Source organism: Micromonospora noduli (assembly GCF_003264475.1).
GTDB lineage: Bacteria > Actinomycetota > Actinomycetes > Mycobacteriales > Micromonosporaceae > Micromonospora > Micromonospora noduli.
The window spans coordinates 40,299-55,867 of record NZ_PYAC01000023.1; the positions used below are offsets into that span (position 1 = coordinate 40,299).

15 protein-coding genes are annotated in these 15,569 nt (G+C 71.1%); 8 read left to right on the forward strand and 7 right to left on the reverse strand.

The window, feature by feature from the left end; all coding sequences use genetic code 11:
• Window position 1: 1 nt before the first annotated feature.
• Window positions 2-673, reverse strand: a complete 672-nt coding sequence (gene leuE / locus MED15_RS22300; protein WP_112586641.1) for a leucine efflux protein LeuE — start codon at window positions 671-673, stop codon at window positions 2-4.
• A complete protein-coding gene (locus MED15_RS22305) occupies window positions 673-1,917 on the reverse strand; it encodes a bifunctional pyridoxamine 5'-phosphate oxidase family protein/GNAT family N-acetyltransferase (protein WP_112606281.1) in 1,245 nt (414 codons plus the stop codon). Before MED15_RS22305 ends, leuE begins: the two co-directional genes overlap by 1 nt.
• 36 nt (window positions 1,918-1,953) lie before the next feature.
• On the opposite strand from MED15_RS22305, the gene MED15_RS22310 reads away from it, so the two are divergent.
• From MED15_RS22310 to rny, 8 genes are all read left to right on the forward strand, one after another.
• Window positions 1,954-3,294 (forward strand): aminotransferase class I/II-fold pyridoxal phosphate-dependent enzyme, encoded by a 1,341-nt coding sequence (locus tag MED15_RS22310; protein WP_112606284.1) that lies wholly within the window; start codon window positions 1,954-1,956, stop codon window positions 3,292-3,294.
• A gap of 319 nt (window positions 3,295-3,613) precedes the next feature.
• On the forward strand, window positions 3,614-4,309 hold the full coding sequence (locus tag MED15_RS22315) for a UdgX family uracil-DNA binding protein (protein WP_112606287.1): 696 nt from the start codon (window positions 3,614-3,616) through the stop codon (window positions 4,307-4,309).
• Between the two features lie 329 nt (window positions 4,310-4,638).
• Entirely contained in the window at window positions 4,639-6,030 is a 1,392-nt protein-coding gene (locus MED15_RS22320; RefSeq protein ID WP_112736850.1) for an MFS transporter, read from the forward strand.
• Between the two features lie 5 nt (window positions 6,031-6,035).
• Window positions 6,036-6,236 (forward strand): DUF3046 domain-containing protein, encoded by a 201-nt coding sequence (locus MED15_RS22325; protein WP_030489422.1) that lies wholly within the window; start codon window positions 6,036-6,038, stop codon window positions 6,234-6,236.
• A 184-nt stretch (window positions 6,237-6,420) separates the two neighbouring features.
• Window positions 6,421-7,467: a recombinase RecA gene (recA, locus tag MED15_RS22330; protein ID WP_007456801.1), complete on the forward strand. Its 1,047-nt coding sequence runs from the start codon at window positions 6,421-6,423 to the stop codon at window positions 7,465-7,467.
• Window positions 7,468-7,481: 14 nt separating this feature from the next.
• Window positions 7,482-8,180: a regulatory protein RecX gene (locus MED15_RS22335; RefSeq protein WP_112604541.1), complete on the forward strand. Its 699-nt coding sequence runs from the start codon at window positions 7,482-7,484 to the stop codon at window positions 8,178-8,180.
• A 31-nt stretch (window positions 8,181-8,211) separates the two neighbouring features.
• Window positions 8,212-8,916 (forward strand): 3-keto-5-aminohexanoate cleavage protein, encoded by a 705-nt coding sequence (locus tag MED15_RS22340; RefSeq protein ID WP_112586653.1) that lies wholly within the window; start codon window positions 8,212-8,214, stop codon window positions 8,914-8,916.
• A gap of 554 nt (window positions 8,917-9,470) precedes the next feature.
• Window positions 9,471-11,237, forward strand: coding sequence for a ribonuclease Y (rny, locus tag MED15_RS22345; protein WP_112586655.1), 1,767 nt, complete (start codon window positions 9,471-9,473; stop codon window positions 11,235-11,237).
• A gap of 183 nt (window positions 11,238-11,420) precedes the next feature.
• Here the strand turns inward: rny and MED15_RS22350 are convergent, their stop codons facing one another.
• From MED15_RS22350 to MED15_RS22370, 5 genes are all read right to left on the reverse strand, one after another.
• Window positions 11,421-11,765 (reverse strand): hypothetical protein, encoded by a 345-nt coding sequence (locus tag MED15_RS22350; RefSeq protein ID WP_146763002.1) that lies wholly within the window; start codon window positions 11,763-11,765, stop codon window positions 11,421-11,423.
• 198 nt (window positions 11,766-11,963) lie between these two features.
• The gene (locus MED15_RS22355; RefSeq protein WP_112736852.1) at window positions 11,964-12,950 is read right to left on the reverse strand and encodes an amino acid ABC transporter permease; all 987 of its coding nucleotides are present in this window, start codon (window positions 12,948-12,950) and stop codon (window positions 11,964-11,966) included.
• A complete protein-coding gene (locus tag MED15_RS22360; protein ID WP_112586661.1) occupies window positions 12,947-13,654 on the reverse strand; it encodes an amino acid ABC transporter permease in 708 nt (235 codons plus the stop codon). The genes MED15_RS22355 and MED15_RS22360 overlap by 4 nt, the downstream gene beginning before the upstream one ends.
• A gap of 41 nt (window positions 13,655-13,695) precedes the next feature.
• The gene (locus MED15_RS22365; RefSeq protein ID WP_112586663.1) at window positions 13,696-14,574 is read right to left on the reverse strand and encodes a glutamate ABC transporter substrate-binding protein; all 879 of its coding nucleotides are present in this window, start codon (window positions 14,572-14,574) and stop codon (window positions 13,696-13,698) included.
• Between the two features lie 56 nt (window positions 14,575-14,630).
• On the reverse strand, window positions 14,631-15,386 hold the full coding sequence (locus tag MED15_RS22370) for an amino acid ABC transporter ATP-binding protein (protein ID WP_088946762.1): 756 nt from the start codon (window positions 15,384-15,386) through the stop codon (window positions 14,631-14,633).
• Window positions 15,387-15,569: the final 183 nt, after the last annotated feature.

Here is a 15,569-nt window from a genome sequence, read left to right on the forward strand (position 1 = left end):
ACTAGCCGGCGCTGGCGGTGGCCAGCTTGAGGCTGAAGGCTAGGAAGAGGGCGGCCACGGCGGTGGTGCCACCGGCCGCCAGGCGGCGGCGTTGGCGGAACTGGGCGGCCAGGAAGGTGCCCGCGAAGATCAACGCGGTCAGGTAGAGCGCGCTGGTCACCTGCGCAATCAGCCCGAGCAGCAGGAACGACAGTGCCGGCCAGGCGTAACCGGGGTCGACGAACTGGATGAAGAACGAGATGAAGAACAGGATCGCCTTCGGGTTCAGCAGGCTGATCACCAGTGCCTTGCGGAACGGGCTGCGCATCGCCGCCGGCTCCGCGGCGTCGATGAGCCGCGGCGTGCTCGGGTCGTTGCGGTCGCGCCAGCGCCGCACGGCGCCGAGCAGCATGGTCACCCCGACATAACCGAGGTACGCGGCACCGGCGTACTTGATCACCATGAACAGCGGCGGGTACGCCTTGAGCAGCGATGCCACCCCGGCGGCGGAGAGGAACATCAGCACCCCGTCGCCGACGAACACGCCACCGGCGGCCCGGTAGCCGACCGCGGCGCCCCGCTTGGCCGCGGTGGAGAGCACGAAGAGTGAGTTCGGCCCGGGCAGCAGGATGATGGCCACGGTGCCCAGCACGTACGTCCAGATGTCGGTGATCCCCAGCACGCCCGCCATCATCACGCCACCGGTGCCGTCCGCAGAAGTCTTTCTCGCAGCCTGGCCTGTGCGTTCGGCCACTCGTCGACGGTCATCGCGTACTGCACGGTGTCCCGCCAGGAGCCGTCCGGGCGCTGTCGGTGCATCCGCAGCACCCCCTCCCGGGTCGCGCCGAGCCGTTCGATGGCCGCCTGGGAGCGAACGTTGCGGATGTCGGTGTGCCAGGCGACCCGTACCGCGCCCAGGTCGTCGAAGGCCCGGCTGAGCAGCAGCAACTTCGCCTCGGTGTTGATCCCGGTACGCCACCAGGGCCGGCCGAGGAAGGTGTGCCCGATGGCCACCGCCCGCCGCTCCGGGTCGATGTCGTAGTAGGAGGTGCTGCCCACCACCGCCCCGGTCGCCGCGCACCGCTGCACCCAGGCCACCCGCTCGCCCCGGTGCTGGGCGGCCAGGGCTGCGCCGATCACCTCGGCGGTTTCGGCGGGGGCGGTGGGCGGCGCGACGCTGAGGTGCCGCCACACCTCAGGGTCCGCGGTGGCGGCGTGCAACTCGTCGGTGTGCGCCAGCTCCAGCGGCTCCAGCCGAACGTGCTCGCCGTGCAGCGGCACCGGGTCGTGCCAGGGCGTGCGGGGCGTCCGCAGGTACGCCGGCAGCGGTGCGGTGACCCCGGCGTCCGGCTCGGGTGCCCCGGCGGTCAGGCGCAGGGGCAGCACGCCGGCCCAGTGCGGCAGGTGCAGGTCGGCCTCGTCCTCGCGGACCCCGCCGGTGCGGGCCCGGACGGACACCTCGCGCAGTGGCAGTGCCAGTACGGCCGTCTCGGCCAACTCGCGACGGCTGGGCGGACGGGTGGCGGTGCTGCGTCCCGCGCCGACCTTCTCGACCAGCGCGGTGAGCATGGCGAGCTTCTCCCGCTCGTCGGTGACCAGTCGGGCGGTGCCGTGCGCGACGACCGAGCGGTAGTTGGCGCTGTGGTGGAACTGGGAACGGGCGTAGACCAGCCCGTCGAGCACTGTCACCGCGACGCAGACCGGCAACCCGTCGTCGCCCCGGGCGGCGAGTAGCGGCCGACTGCCGGTGGAGCCGTGCAGGTAGAGCGTGTCGCCGATGCGGACGTGCAGGGTGGGCAGCACCCGTGGCTGCCCGTCGACGGTGAAGCTGAGCGCGCAGTCGTACGCCTCGTCGAGCACGGCGTGGGCGGCGGCCTGGTCGTAGCTCATCTTGTCGCGGGAGCGGTGGGGTGTGGTCCGGGCGGTGGGTGGATACATGCGCGCGCCCCCTTGTTCTAGTACAATCTCTTATTTGTGTCAGCACACTATCAGCTCACCGGTACGACGGCCGTCGATATTTCGGCCAGCATCGAGTCCGGCATCCGTACCGGCGCCCTGTCACCGGGGGCCGCCCTGCCGCCCGTGCGGGCACTCGCCGCCGAGTTGGGGGTCAGCCCCGCCACCGTCGCCCGCGCCTACCAGGAGCTACGCCAGCGTGGCCTGCTCGCCACCGCCGGTCGGCACGGCACCCGGGTACGCCCCCGCCCGCCGGTGGCCGCCCGCCGCTCCGCGCTGCGCCCCCCACCGCTGCCCGGCGCCCGAGACCTCTCCCGGGGTGAACCCGACCCTCGTCTGCTGCCCCCGCTGGGCCCGCACCTGGCGGCGCTCGCCACCGAGAACGGCCCGTCGGTCGGCTACTCAGATGCCGGAGTGCTGCCCGAACTGGCCGAGGTGGCCCGTGCCCGGCTGCGCGCCGACGGCGTACCGGTCGGGGAGTTGACGCTCACCGGCGGTGCGCTGGACGGCATCGAGCGGTTGCTCGGCGCTCACCTGCGCCCCGGCGACGCGGTGGCGGTCGAGGACCCGGGTTGGGCCAACCTGCTCGACCTCGTCGCCGCGCTGGGCCTGCGCCCGATCGGCGTACCGGTGGACGACGAGGGGCCGCTGGTCGCCGGGGTGGCGGCGGCGCTCGCCGCCGGAGCGCGGGCGCTGATCGTCACCAGCCGGGCGCAGAATCCGACCGGCGCCGCCGTCTCCGCGGCCCGCGCCGAGGCGCTGCGGACGCTGCTCGCCGGCCGCCGGGACCTGCTGCTGATCGAGGACGACCACGCGGCCGAACTGGCCCGCGTACCCCTGCACCCGCTCGCCGGTGCGACAGCGAGTTGGGCCTTCCTCCGCTCGGTGAGCAAGCCCTTCGGCCCGGACCTGCGGATGGCGGTGCTGGTCGGCGACGAGACGACGGTGGCCCGGGTGAGCGGCCGTACCCGGGTCGGCGCCGGCTGGGTCTCCACGGTGCTGCAACGCCTGGTGCTAGCCCTGTGGCGGGACCCGGCGGTCACCGAGCTGGTGCAGCGGGCGGCGCAGAGCTACGAGCAGCGCCGCGAAGGGCTGCTCGCCGCGCTGGCCGAGCACGGCCTGACCGCGCACGGTCGCAGCGGCATCAACGTCTGGCTGCCGGTCGCGGACGAGACCAGCACGGTGACCGCGCTCCGCGACGCCGGCTGGGCGGTGGCCCCCGGCGCGCTCTACCGGATCGCCGCCCCGCCGGCCCTGCGCATCACCGTCAGCTCCCTGGACACCGCCGACCTGGTCGCCCTGGCGGCGGCCCTCGCCCGAGCCGAGAACCCACCCCCCTCCCAAGGCTTCCCCACCTGACCCGCCGCCCTTCCCTCGATCGCGGGTCGTGTCGAGGAAGATGTCGGACCCGTGCACCTTGCGGCAGAAAGTAGGACATCGCGGGGATTCGGGACGGCCGGGACGGGTATGCGGGCGCCTGGAGGTGGGGGACATGGCTTCTGGTGGGGCTCGTAAGGGGATCTGGATCGCGGTGGCGGTGGCGATCATCATCATCGTCATCGTGCTGATCGCGATCGCGTCCGGCGGCGATGGGGGCGGTAACGGGTACTGACGCGATGCGGCCGGTGTGCCGGGGCGTATCCGGCGGCGAGCATCGAACGGGTATATAACAGTCGGCATGGCCGAGAGTGCTCCGGGCGCCCAGCGCTTCATCCCGCCCGACGCCGACACCATCGACGACCTGCGCACCGCCGCCGGCGGCTGTCGGGGCTGCGAGCTGTACCGGGACGCCTCGCAGACGGTCTTCGGCCGGGGCGACGAGAGCGCCCGGGTGGTGCTGGTCGGCGAGCAGCCCGGCGACATGGAGGACCAGAAGGGGCTGCCCTTCGTCGGTCCGGCCGGTCGCCTGCTGCGCCGCGCGGTCGACGACGCCGGGCTGGACCCGGGTCACCTCTACCTCACAAATGCCGTAAAGCATTTTCGCTTTGAACAGCGCGGCAAGCGGCGGATCCACCAGACCCCGGACCAGGTGCACATCACCGCCTGCCGCCCCTGGTTGGTCGCCGAGTTCGCCCGGCTGCGTCCGGACGTCGTGGTGGTGCTCGGCGCGACCGCTGCCAAGGCGCTGCTCGGCCCGTCCTTCCGGGTCACCCGGCAGCGGGGCGAGCTGCTGCCCTGGCCGGAGTCGGCCCAACACCCCGCCGACTTCGAGCAGGTGCCGGTGGACAACGCCGGAAAGCGGGCCGACGCGCCGCAGGCTCGGCTGCTGGCCACCATCCACCCGTCCGCCGTCCTGCGGGCCGACGACCAGGACAAGGCGTACGAGGGCCTGGTCGCCGACCTGACCGTCGTGACCCGCGCCCTGCCCGGCTGACCGGCGACCGCCCCACGCACCCTGCGCCGCCGTGACCTGTTCAGATCTTGGACAGTTTCCGTCAGCCGCTGACGGAAACTGTCCAAGATTGACAGTGCGTCGCCGATCGCGTGGGTGGGTAACGGGGGCCGGCGGGCCGGGCGCTGCTGAACACGCCCTTGGCGGCGATCAGACCCAGATCGCGCCGGTGCCACGCCGCGTCGAACCGCTCGACCACCCGGGCACCATGGCGTGGGCCGCGCCGGTGGCGACCCCGTTCCGGCAAAACCCACTGCCGCTGGTCGGTGCGGGTGCGCGAGGATGAGTCACCCCTTTCGACAGGAGCGCCAATGGCGACCGACCTGACCGCGCCGCGTACCGTCGCCCGACCCGACGTCGCGTCGATCCAGCGGCGTACCCTGCGGCTGCTCTTCACCACCCAGATCATCGGCGGGATCGGCGTGACCATCGGCATCGCCGTGGGTGCGCTGCTCGCGGCCCGGATCGCCGGGACCGCGGTGGCCGGTGTCGCGCAGAGCGCCGGGGTGGTCGGTGCCGCGCTGCTCGCCGTCCCGGTCACCCGGATCATGGCGCGGCACGGCCGCAGGCCGGGTCTGGTGCTGGCGTACGCGGTCGGCGCCGTCGGTGGCCTGCTGGTGGTGCTGGCCGCGGCCACCCGCTGGGTGCCGCTGCTCTTCCTCGGCATGCTGCTCTTCGGTGGGGGCACCGCCGCGAATTTGCAGGCCCGCTACACGGCCGTGGACCTCGCTGAGCCGGCCCGCCGGGGGCGGCAGCTCTCCCTTATCGTCTGGGCCACCACCATCGGTGCGGTGGCCGCGCCGAACTTCGCCGCCCTGGCCGACCGGGTCACCACCGGCTGGGGGTTGCCGCCGCTGGCCGGCCCGTTCGCGTTCAGCGCGGCCGCGTTCGTGCTGGCTGCCGTCGTACTCCTCGGGTTGCTCCGGCCCGACCCGCTGCTCACCGCGCGGCGGGTCGCGGCGGACGACGCACCGGCCGCCGAGCTGCCGCCGGCCGCCGATGCGACGGCGACCGCGGTGGCGGCCGAGGCGCCGGCGGCAGGTGGCGGTGTGACGCCGGCCGCCGCGCCGGTCAAGGCGCGCGCGCCGCGCGGCGCCGGGATGCGTGCGGCCTGGTCGGTGGTACGCGGACAGCCCGCCGCCCGACTCGGCATCGCCGCCGTGGCGGTGGGTCACCTGGTGATGGTGGCGGTGATGGCGATGACTCCGGTCCGGCTCGGTGAGTCGCACGCCGACGCCGACGTGTTGCGGCTGGTCGGCATCGTGCTGAGCCTGCACATCGCCGGCATGTACGCGTTCTCCCCGGTGGTCGGTTGGCTCACCGACCGGCTCGGCCGGCGGGCGGTGATCCTCGGCGGGGTCGGGCTGCTGCTGGCCGCCTGCGCCGTCGCCGGCACCGCCGGGCACCACACGCCTCGGCTCTCGGTCGGTCTGGTCCTGCTGGGGTTGGGCTGGTCGGGGACGATGGTGGCCGGCTCGACCCTGCTGTCCGAGTCGGTGGCGGCCGAGGTGCGGCCGAGCGTCCAGGGGCTGTCCGACCTGATCATGGGGCTGGCCGGGGCCGGGGCCGCCGTGGTCAGCGGGTTTGTCATGCAGTTCGCCGGATATCCCGTGCTCACCCTGCTCGCGGCGGTCGCGGCGGCGCCCCTGGTGGCGCTAGCGTTGCGCCCGGTGCCGACCGGGGCACCGGACGAGGAGGGCTGATCACTGTGCGGCTGACCGACTTCTGGACGCGGTTGGACGAGGCGTTCGGGCCCGGCTACGCGGCCAGCATCGCCCGCGATCAGGTGCTGTCCCAGCTCGGCGGGCGGACCATCGAGCAGGCCCTGGCATCGGGGGAGCAGACACACGTGGTGTGGCGTGCGGTTTGTGCCGCGTACCCCGACCGGGTGCCCGCTCGACTACGCTGAGCAGCCTTTTCGTCGGTTCCGCGTGTCGCTTGTCGAGTCGTACACCTGTTCGGCTATTGTCCACAGCGGGGTGCTCGTCCACAGCTCGCGGCCCGTCGGCTGGTTTTCTGTCGGACCTAGCGCCTAGCGTGTCCGCGTGACGCGAAGCTCAGCAAAGACGCCGGCGAAGGCAGGGGTGGCAACCATGGCAGCAGGGCCTGACCGGGAGAAGGCACTCGACCTTGCTCTCGCTCAGATTGACAAGCAATTCGGCAAGGGCTCGGTGATGCGGCTGGGTGACCGGCCGGTCGTCCAGACCGCAATCATTCCGACCGGCTCCATCGCACTCGACGTGGCCCTCGGCATTGGCGGCCTGCCCCGTGGCCGGGTGGTCGAGATCTACGGTCCCGAGTCCAGCGGTAAGACCACCGTGGCACTGCACGCGGTGGCCAACGCCCAGCGCAACGGCGGCATCGCCGCCTTCATCGACGCCGAGCACGCGCTCGACCCGGAGTACGCGAAGGCCCTCGGTGTCGACACCGACGCGATGCTGGTCTCCCAGCCGGACACCGGCGAGCAGGCGCTGGAGATCGCGGACATGCTGATCCGCTCCGGCGCTCTGGACATCATCGTGATCGACTCGGTGGCGGCCCTGGTGCCGCGCGCCGAGATCGAGGGCGAGATGGGCGACAGCCACGTGGGCCTCCAGGCCCGGCTGATGAGCCAGGCGCTCCGGAAGATCACCGGTGTGCTCAGCAACACCGGCACCACGGCGATCTTCATCAACCAGCTGCGGGAAAAGATCGGCGTCATGTTCGGCAGCCCGGAGACCACCACCGGTGGTCGGGCGCTGAAGTTCTACGCCTCGGTCCGGCTCGACGTGCGACGCATCGAGAGCCTCAAGGACGGCACCGACGTGGTCGGTAACCGCACCCGGGTCAAGGTCGTGAAGAACAAGGTCGCCGCGCCGTTCAAGCAGGCCGAGTTCGACATCATGTATGGCAAGGGCATCTCGCGTGAGGGCTCGCTGATCGACGTCGGCGTGGAGCAGGCGATCATCCGCAAGTCCGGAGCGTGGTACACGTACGACGGCGACCAGCTCGGCCAGGGCAAGGAGAAGGCCCGGGAGTTCCTGAAGGAAAACCCGGACGTGGCTGCCGAGATCGAGAAGAAGATCCTGGAGAAGCTCGGCGTCGGGGTCGGCGCGGGTGACGCCGCCGGTGGCCCGGAGCTGCCGCCGGTCGACTTCTGACCGGTCGCTGACCCATGGCAGGACGACGCGCTCGTACGGGGCGGGGCTGGGATGCCAGTCCGCCTCGTACGGGCGACGCCACTGATGCGCCCCGCCCTCGGCGGGGCCGCCGGGGTCGGTCCGAGGAGGCCGACACCGTCGAGTCTCCGACGCCCCCTCGCGACGAGTCGGAGTTGGCCCGCGAGATCTGCCTGCGCCAGCTTGCCGTCCGGCCCCGCACCCGGGCCGAGCTGGCCGGGGCGTTGGCCAAGCGGGGCATCTCCGAGGAGGTCTCGGCCGAGGTCCTCGACCGGTATGACGAGGTCGGCATCATCGACGACGCCGCGTTCGCCCGGGCCTGGGTGTCCAGCCGGCACGCCGGGCGCGGCCTCGCTCGCCGGGCACTCGCCAACGAGCTGCGCCGCAAGGGCGTGGACGGCGAGGTGGCCACCGAGGCGCTGGGTGAGCTGGACGAGGAGACCGAGGCGGACACCGCCCGTGGCCTGGTGGAGCGCAAGCTGCGCACCGCCCGAGGCGAGCCGGACGCGGTCTTCCGCCGGCTGGTGGGCATGTTGGCCCGCAAGGGTTACCCGCCTGGTGTGGCCATCCGGGCGGTGAAGGACGCGCTCGCGGCGCAGAGCGCCGAGGCGGCCGAGTTCGCCGAGCAGATCGACGCCGACGCGCTCGCCGACGCCGAGGGCGAGTTGGAGCGCGACAACCGTCTGGTCGAGTGAGCGGGCCGCTGCGACTCCCGATGGGGCCCCGATGTTGAAGGCTTGTCTGAACGGTGGGCGCGGCCGGGAAGCCCATCCGGCCGTGCCGCTCACGGCGGCGGAGCTCGCCGCCGATGCGGCCCGCTGTGTGGCGCTCGGGGTCGCGGCCGTGCACGTCCATCCCCGGGACGAGGCCGGCGTCGAGTCGCTGCGGCCGACGGTGATCGCTGAGGCACTGACCGCGATCCGTTCCGCCCGGCCGGGGCTGCCGGTGGGGGTGAGCACCGGCGCCTGGATCGTGCCGGATCCGGCTGCCAGGGTGGCCGCCGTCCGGGCCTGGCCGGTGTTGCCCGACTTCGCCTCGGTCAACGCGCACGAGCCCGGCGCCGAGGCGGTCGCGGCCGCCCTGCACGAGCGTGGTGTGCTCGTCGAGGCAGGGCTGTGGACGCTCGACGCGGTCGCGGCGTACCGGAGGTGGCGGGTGCCGGCCGGGCGGGTTCTGGTCGAGTGCATGGCCGAGGAGGTGGCGGTCGCGTTGGCCGACGCCTCCCGGGTTCTCGCCGCGCTGCCGGCGGACGCGCCGTCGGTGCTGCTGCACGCCGAGGGACCGGCGACCTGGCCGGTCCTCGCCGAGGCGGTACGCCGGGGTCTGGACACCCGAATCGGGCTCGAGGACACAGTGTGTCTGCCGGACGGCTCGCCCGCTGCGGACAACGCGGCGTTGGTCGCGGCAGCGGTGGCGGTCGGTGCCAGCTGACGTCGGTTAGACGGTTGGGTCACACCTCCCTCGGTCCTCGGCCTCGTCCGACGACCCCTTGGACGGCACTGAGCAGGCCCGACACGTCCAGGGGGCAGCACACCTCGCGGAGTTTGTCCCTTCCTGTCCGGCGCGATATCAGCGCGCGGTAACGGTTCAACTTCTCTCCGTTCGGGGGGTTTGATCATGAGTCCTTGACCAGAGCACCCCCGGCGACCTAGCCTCGCCATACAGGCTCACATTGCCCGACCAGCGCAGGCTAAGCGCACAACATAGATCGCGTAACAGAACAGCATCACTTTGGCCGACTCCGCGGCCTTTGGCGGCAGTTCCGGACAGGCCGGTCCGGAACGCTGCGACAACTGCACCCGGTCGCCGACGCTGCCCACGGGCACCGCCGGCGGAGAAAGCTACCCACGGCCAGCCGCTCCGGTCGGGCGTCCACAGCCGCAGGAGTGTGCCCCTGGCACGGTCGCTGCGGTCTCGACGTTAGGGGAGGCGGCCATGGCGGGGCGGCGGCACAGGTTCATCGGTAGACCCGACGGGGTCCCGGCATGAACGCGTTCGACGTCGTGCTCCTCGCGGCCGTCCTCGTCCTCGCGGTGGTGGTGATCGGGGCCGTGCTGGTCGGCATCCGGACACTGCGCCGGATGGGCGCCGCGCCGGCACCGGAGGATCCCGCCTTCATCGCCGAGAAGGACCGCCAGGAGCAGTCCCTCGCGGCCCTGCGGACCGCGGCCGACGAGGCGAACAGCACGATCGACGTGGCGAAGTCAGCGGCCGCCGCGGCCCGTACCGAGGCGGCGGCGGCGAAGGCCGAGGCGAAGGCGGCCCGCGCCGAGGCGCGCCGGGTCCTCGACGACGCCCGGGCCGAGGCGGACACCGTTCTGGAGCGCGCCCACAAGCAGGCCGAGGCGGACGCCGAGCAGTTGCGGACGGCAGCCCGGCGCAGCGGCGAGCGGGAGGTCGCGGTGCTCGCCGCCACCACCCGGGAGCAGGCCGCCGAGGTGGAACGCCGGGCAGCTCGGATGGACGAGCGGGAGCGGATGCACACCGAGGAGGTGGAGCGTTTCGCCGAGCGGGAGCGACAGCTCACCGCCGCGAAGGCTGCCCTCGCCGCCCGGGAGGCCGCGCTCGCCCAGCGGGAGGCCGAGCTGACCGAGTCGGAGGAGCTGCGCCGTCGGGAGCTGGAGCGGGTCGCCGGGCTCACCGCCGAGTCCGCCCGACTGGAGCTGGTCGACGCCATCGAGACGCAGGCCAAGCGGGAAGCGGCGCTGCTCGTGCGGGACATCGAGTCCGACGCGCGCAACACCGCCGAGCAGCGCGCCCGACACATCGTGGTGGACGCGATCCAGCGGGTCGCCAGCGAGCAGACCGCGGAGAGCGTGGTCAGCGTCCTGCACCTCCCCGGTGACGAGATGAAGGGGCGGATCATCGGCCGGGAGGGGCGCAACATCCGCGCCTTCGAGTCGGTGACCGGCGTCAACCTGATCATCGACGACACCCCCGAGGCGGTGCTGCTCTCCTGCTTCGACCCGGTCCGTCGCGAGGTGGGCCGGGTGACCCTGGAGAAGCTGGTCCTGGACGGGCGCATCCACCCGCACCGGATCGAGGAGGTCTACGACCTGGCCCGGCAGGAGGTGGAGCAGCTCTGCCTCCGCGCCGCCGAGGACGCCCTGGTCGAGGTCGGCATCACCGAGATCCACCCGGAGCTGGTGACCCTGCTCGGCCGGCTGCGCTACCGCACCTCGTACGGGCAGAACGTGCTCAAGCACCTGGTCGAGACCGCCCACATCGCCGGCATCATGGCCGCCGAGCTGCGGTTGGACGTGCCGATCATCAAACGGTCGGCGTTCCTGCACGACATCGGCAAGGCGCTCACCCACGAGGTGGAGGGCAGCCACGCCATCATCGGCGCGGACCTGGCCCGCAAGTACGGCGAGCACGAGGACGTGGTGCACGCCATCGAGGCGCACCACAACGAGGTGCCCCCGCAGACCATCGAGGCTGTGCTCACCCAGGCTTCCGACGCCTGCTCCGGTGGTCGGCCGGGCGCGCGCCGGGAGAGCCTGGAGGCGTACGTCAAGCGGCTGGAGCGGATCGAGGAGATCGCGGCCAGCAAGCTCGGCGTGGACAAGGTCTTCGCCATGCAGGCCGGCCGGGAGATCCGGGTGATGGTCAAGCCGGACGACGTGGACGACATCGGGGCGGCAGTGCTGGCCCGCGACGTGGCCAAGCAGATCGAGGAGGAGCTGACCTACCCGGGTCAGATCCGGGTCACAGTGGTCCGCGAGTCCCGGGTCACCGAGATCGCCCGCTGACCGATCGGGTCTGCGGGCTGGGTGCGGCTCTCCAGGTGAGACGTAACCCCGCAGCCGCGCCCCTCGACGGCAACCGGAGGGCGGGACGGGGCGAGACGCTCGGGCTCGCCCCGTCCGGCCTCCGTCAGAACGGCCGCTGCGCCGGCCGCCGACATGACCTGCCGGTCAGACCCTGGGTATCGCTCATCGCGGAGGCTCGAATGCTGTCGGGTCGGCGTTTGCCGGGCGGCGGGCGGATCGCAGGGCGAGTGCCGTGCAGGCCACCGCTATGGCCAGACAGAGAAACACGATCGGGTTGACGTATGGGGGGACCAGCTCGGTTGTGGTCCCGTCGGCATAGCGACAGAGATGCCGCAGTGGCAGCCAGTCGGCGCTGGTCGACGTGGAAGCCAGGGGCTTGGCGGGGCAGTACACGCTGGTGGCGCGGAGATCGAGGAAGTGACCCGCCCACAGTCCGTGCAGGTAGACACCGACGGCGGCGAACGGCGCCACGATTGTTCCGACGACCAGCCGGGCAACGATACTCATTGGCTCAGATCTTGCCCTGGGCGCGGAGCGCTGCGATACGGGCGAGCGTTGATGTACGACACGAACGAGTCGGCCTCCGAGACGGGATCGTTCAGGGCTTTCGTTCCATCCGACTCGGGGCCGGTCCTTGACACGCAGTAAGCAACATCGGGGTATCCCAGTTGAAGGGATACCCCGATATCAAGGAAGTCGAGTCGATCAGGCGCCCATGCCGCCGCCGCCTCCGCCGCCGCCTTCGGCCTGGGAGACCAGGGCTGCCGGCGGCGGGTTCTGTGCCGGGGTGTCGGCGGTCTTGCGGCCGCGGGCGAGCCGCCGCTGGACGTACTGGGCGAGCTTCGACAGCGAGTAGTTCACCACGATGAAGAGCACGGCGATCACGACGTAGACCTGGATCGGGTTGCCCAGCACGCCGATGAGCTGCTTGCCGATGTTCAGGGTCTCCTCGTAGCTGATGATGAACCCCAGCGAGGTGTCCTTGAGCACCACGACCAACTGGCTGATCAGTGCCGGCAGCATGACCCGGAAGGCCTGTGGCAGCAGGATCATCCGGGTGGTCTGTGCCGGGGAGAGTCCGATGGCGGCGGCGGCCTCCGCCTGACCGCCGGGCAGCCCCTCCATGCCGGAGCGGAGGATCTCGCCGATCACCACCGAGTTGTAGATGGTGAGGCCGATGACCAGGTACCAGAAGTTGTCGAAGTACAAGCCGAACTCGGGGAAACCGCGAGCCACGAAGAAGATGGTGAGCACGACGGGCAGGCCGCGGAACACCTCGACGCAGACCCGGGTGACCGCCGACAGCAGCCTGCTCAGCCCGCGCAGCAGGTACGCCAGCGGCGTCGCCACGCCGGTGAAGCGCCGTCGGATCAGGCTCTTGAGCTGGATCCGCAGCACGGCCAGCAGCGTGCCGATCACCAGCGAGGAGACGATGGCCAGGGCCGCCGCGAGCAGGGTGTTCTTGAAACCGAGGCCGATCCGCTCCCACACCTGGGAGAAGTTCTCGTTGGAGGGGTCGATCAGCGGGCCCCACAGCTCCATCGAGAGCTGGCCATTCTCGTCCAGGGGCCGGTAGATCAAGAAGTATGCGCCGACGAGCAGCACCACGCCGGCGACGAGGCTGCTGATCAGGGTGATCCGCCGCTGCCGGGGGCCAGGGACGTCGTAGAGGACGCTGGTCTGCTGACTCATCGGGCCACCGCCTGTCGCTTCTCGATCCGGTCCAGCAGGGCGCCGAGCGGCACGGTCATGATCAGGTAGCCGATCGAGATGCCGATGGCGACCGGGACGAAGGCATAGCCCTCGGCCCCGGTGAGCTGGTCGGCCGTGGCCGACAGGTCACCGGCAACCCCGAAGAAGCCGGCCAGCGCCGAATTCTTGATCATCGCGATGATCACCGAACCGAGCGGGACGATCGAGGCCTTCCAGGACTGTGGCAGCACCACGTAGCGCAGGTTCTGCCCGAAGGTCAGGCCCAGTGACCGCGCCGCCTCCGCCTGGCCGGCGGGCACCGCGTTCACCCCGGACCGCAGCGCCTCGCAGACGAACGCCGCGGTGTAGAGCACCAGGGCGATCAGTGCGAACCGGAAGTACGGCAGGTCGGTGCCGAGCCGGGTGAACAGCGAGTCGAGCACCGGGATGCGGAGGAAGTCCGCGTTGGAGCCGAGCGCCGGCAGGCCGAACGCGGCGAAGAACATCACCACTGTCAGCGGCATGTTGCGGAAGACGTTCACGTAGCCGGTGCCGAGCGCGCGCAACGGCGGCACCGGTGAGATGCGCAGCACCGCCACGATGGCGCCCAGGACGAGGGCGCCGATCGCGGCGAGGATGCAGATCTGGAGGGTGAGCCAGAAACCACCCGCAAAGACGTCGAACTTGTCGATGAGCACGTTCACGGGTCGGTGTTCCTCCCCACCCTCCAGATCGAAGGATCAGATCAGTAGCGGTTGATGGTGGGCGCCGAGCCCAGTTCCGCGCCGAACTTGCCGGCGGTGTTGTCCCAGGCCTTCTTCCAGCTGCCGTCGGCGACGGCCTTGTCCAGCGTGTCGTTGATGAAGCTGCGGAAGTCCGCGTCCTCCTTCTTCACCCCGATGCCGTACGGCTCCTTGGTGAAGTTGCTGCCGGCCAGCTTGAACGACGCCTCGTCCTTGGCGATGTAGCCGAGCAGGATCACGTTGTCGGTGGTGACGGCGTCGACCTGGCCGCTCTTGAGGGCGTCCCGGCACTTGTCGTAGGTGTCGAAGGGCACCAGCTGGGTGGCGACGTCCTTGACGTACTTCTTGATCTCCTCGAACGGCGTCGAGCCGGTGACCGAGCAGACCTTCTTGGTGCCGTCCTTGAACGAGTCCGGACCGGTGATGGTGGTGTCGTCCTTCTTGACCATGATGTTCTGGCCGGCCTCGTAGTACGGGCCTGCGAAGGCGATCCGCTCCTTGCGCTTGTCGTTGATCGTGTAGGTCGCGGCGACCAGGTCGACAGTGCCGTTGACGATCACGTCCTCGCGGACCTTCGAGGGGGCCTCGACCCACTCGATCTTGTCCTCGGGGATGCCGAGCTCCTTGACGATGATCTTGGCGATCTCGACGTCGAAGCCCTCCGGCTTGCCGGAGAGGCCCTTCAGGCCGAAGCCGGGCTGGTCGAACTTGGTGCCGACCTTGATCTTCTGGGCCTTGTTCAGCTTCTCCATGGTGGTGCCGGCGGTGAAGGACTTGCTGCCAGCGCCGGTGCCCTCCCCGCCGTCGTCGCCACCACAGGCGGTGAGGCCGAGCGCCAGAGCGGCGACCGCGGCGACTGCCGCAACGCGCTTGATACGCATACTCTTCTCCTTCTTCAACGGAGCCCACCGAGTACGGCGCGCTCCACTACGGACGCCTAGTGCGTGAGGATCTTGGAGAGGAAGTCTCGGGCCCGCTCGCTGCGCGGGTTCGCGAAGAACTCCGCCGGTGGGGCGTCCTCGACCAGTTGCCCGTCGGCCATGAAGATGACCCGGTTCGCCGCGTGCCGGGCGAAGCCCATCTCGTGGGTCACCACGACCATCGTCATGCCGTCGCTGGCCAGCGAGGTCATCACGTCGAGCACCTCGCCGACCATCTCCGGGTCCAGGGCGCTGGTCGGCTCGTCGAAGAGCATCGCCTTGGGCTGCATGGCCAGCGCCCGGGCGATGGCCGCCCGCTGCTGCTGGCCGCCGGAGAGCTGGGCCGGGAACTTGTCCGCCTGGTTGGCGATGCCGACCCGGTCCAGCAGGGCCAGGCCGCGCTCGCGGGCGGCGGTCGGCTTCTCCTTGCGGACCTTGATCGGGCCGAGGGTGACGTTCTCCAGGATGGTCTTGTGCGCGAAGAGGTTGAACGACTGGAAGACCATGCCCACCTCGCTGCGCAGCTTCGCGAGGGGCTTGCCCTCGGCCGGCAGCGGCTGACCGTCGAAGGTGATGGTGCCCGAGTTGATCGGCTCCAGTCGGTTGATCGTGCGGCACAGCGTCGACTTGCCGGAGCCGGACGGGCCGATCACCACGACCACCTCGCCCCGACCCACTGACAGTGAGACGTCGTCCAGCACGTGCAGCGGCCCGAACCACTTGTTGACCGCGTCCAGCACGATGAGCGGTTCGCCCGTCGTCACGTCGTCCACCGTCCCCTGTCGTCTCCCGGATCGGGGTCGGTTGACCCCCGGTGCGGCCACTGTAGGCGGCCTGATGTGGCAGAACGCAACCCAGCGGGTCACGGAGCGGTAACACCGGTCACGATCGTTCTCGGGCGTCCGAATTTGGTCACCGGATGGGTGGTCGCGGTGGCGATCGTGGCGCCTTGTCGC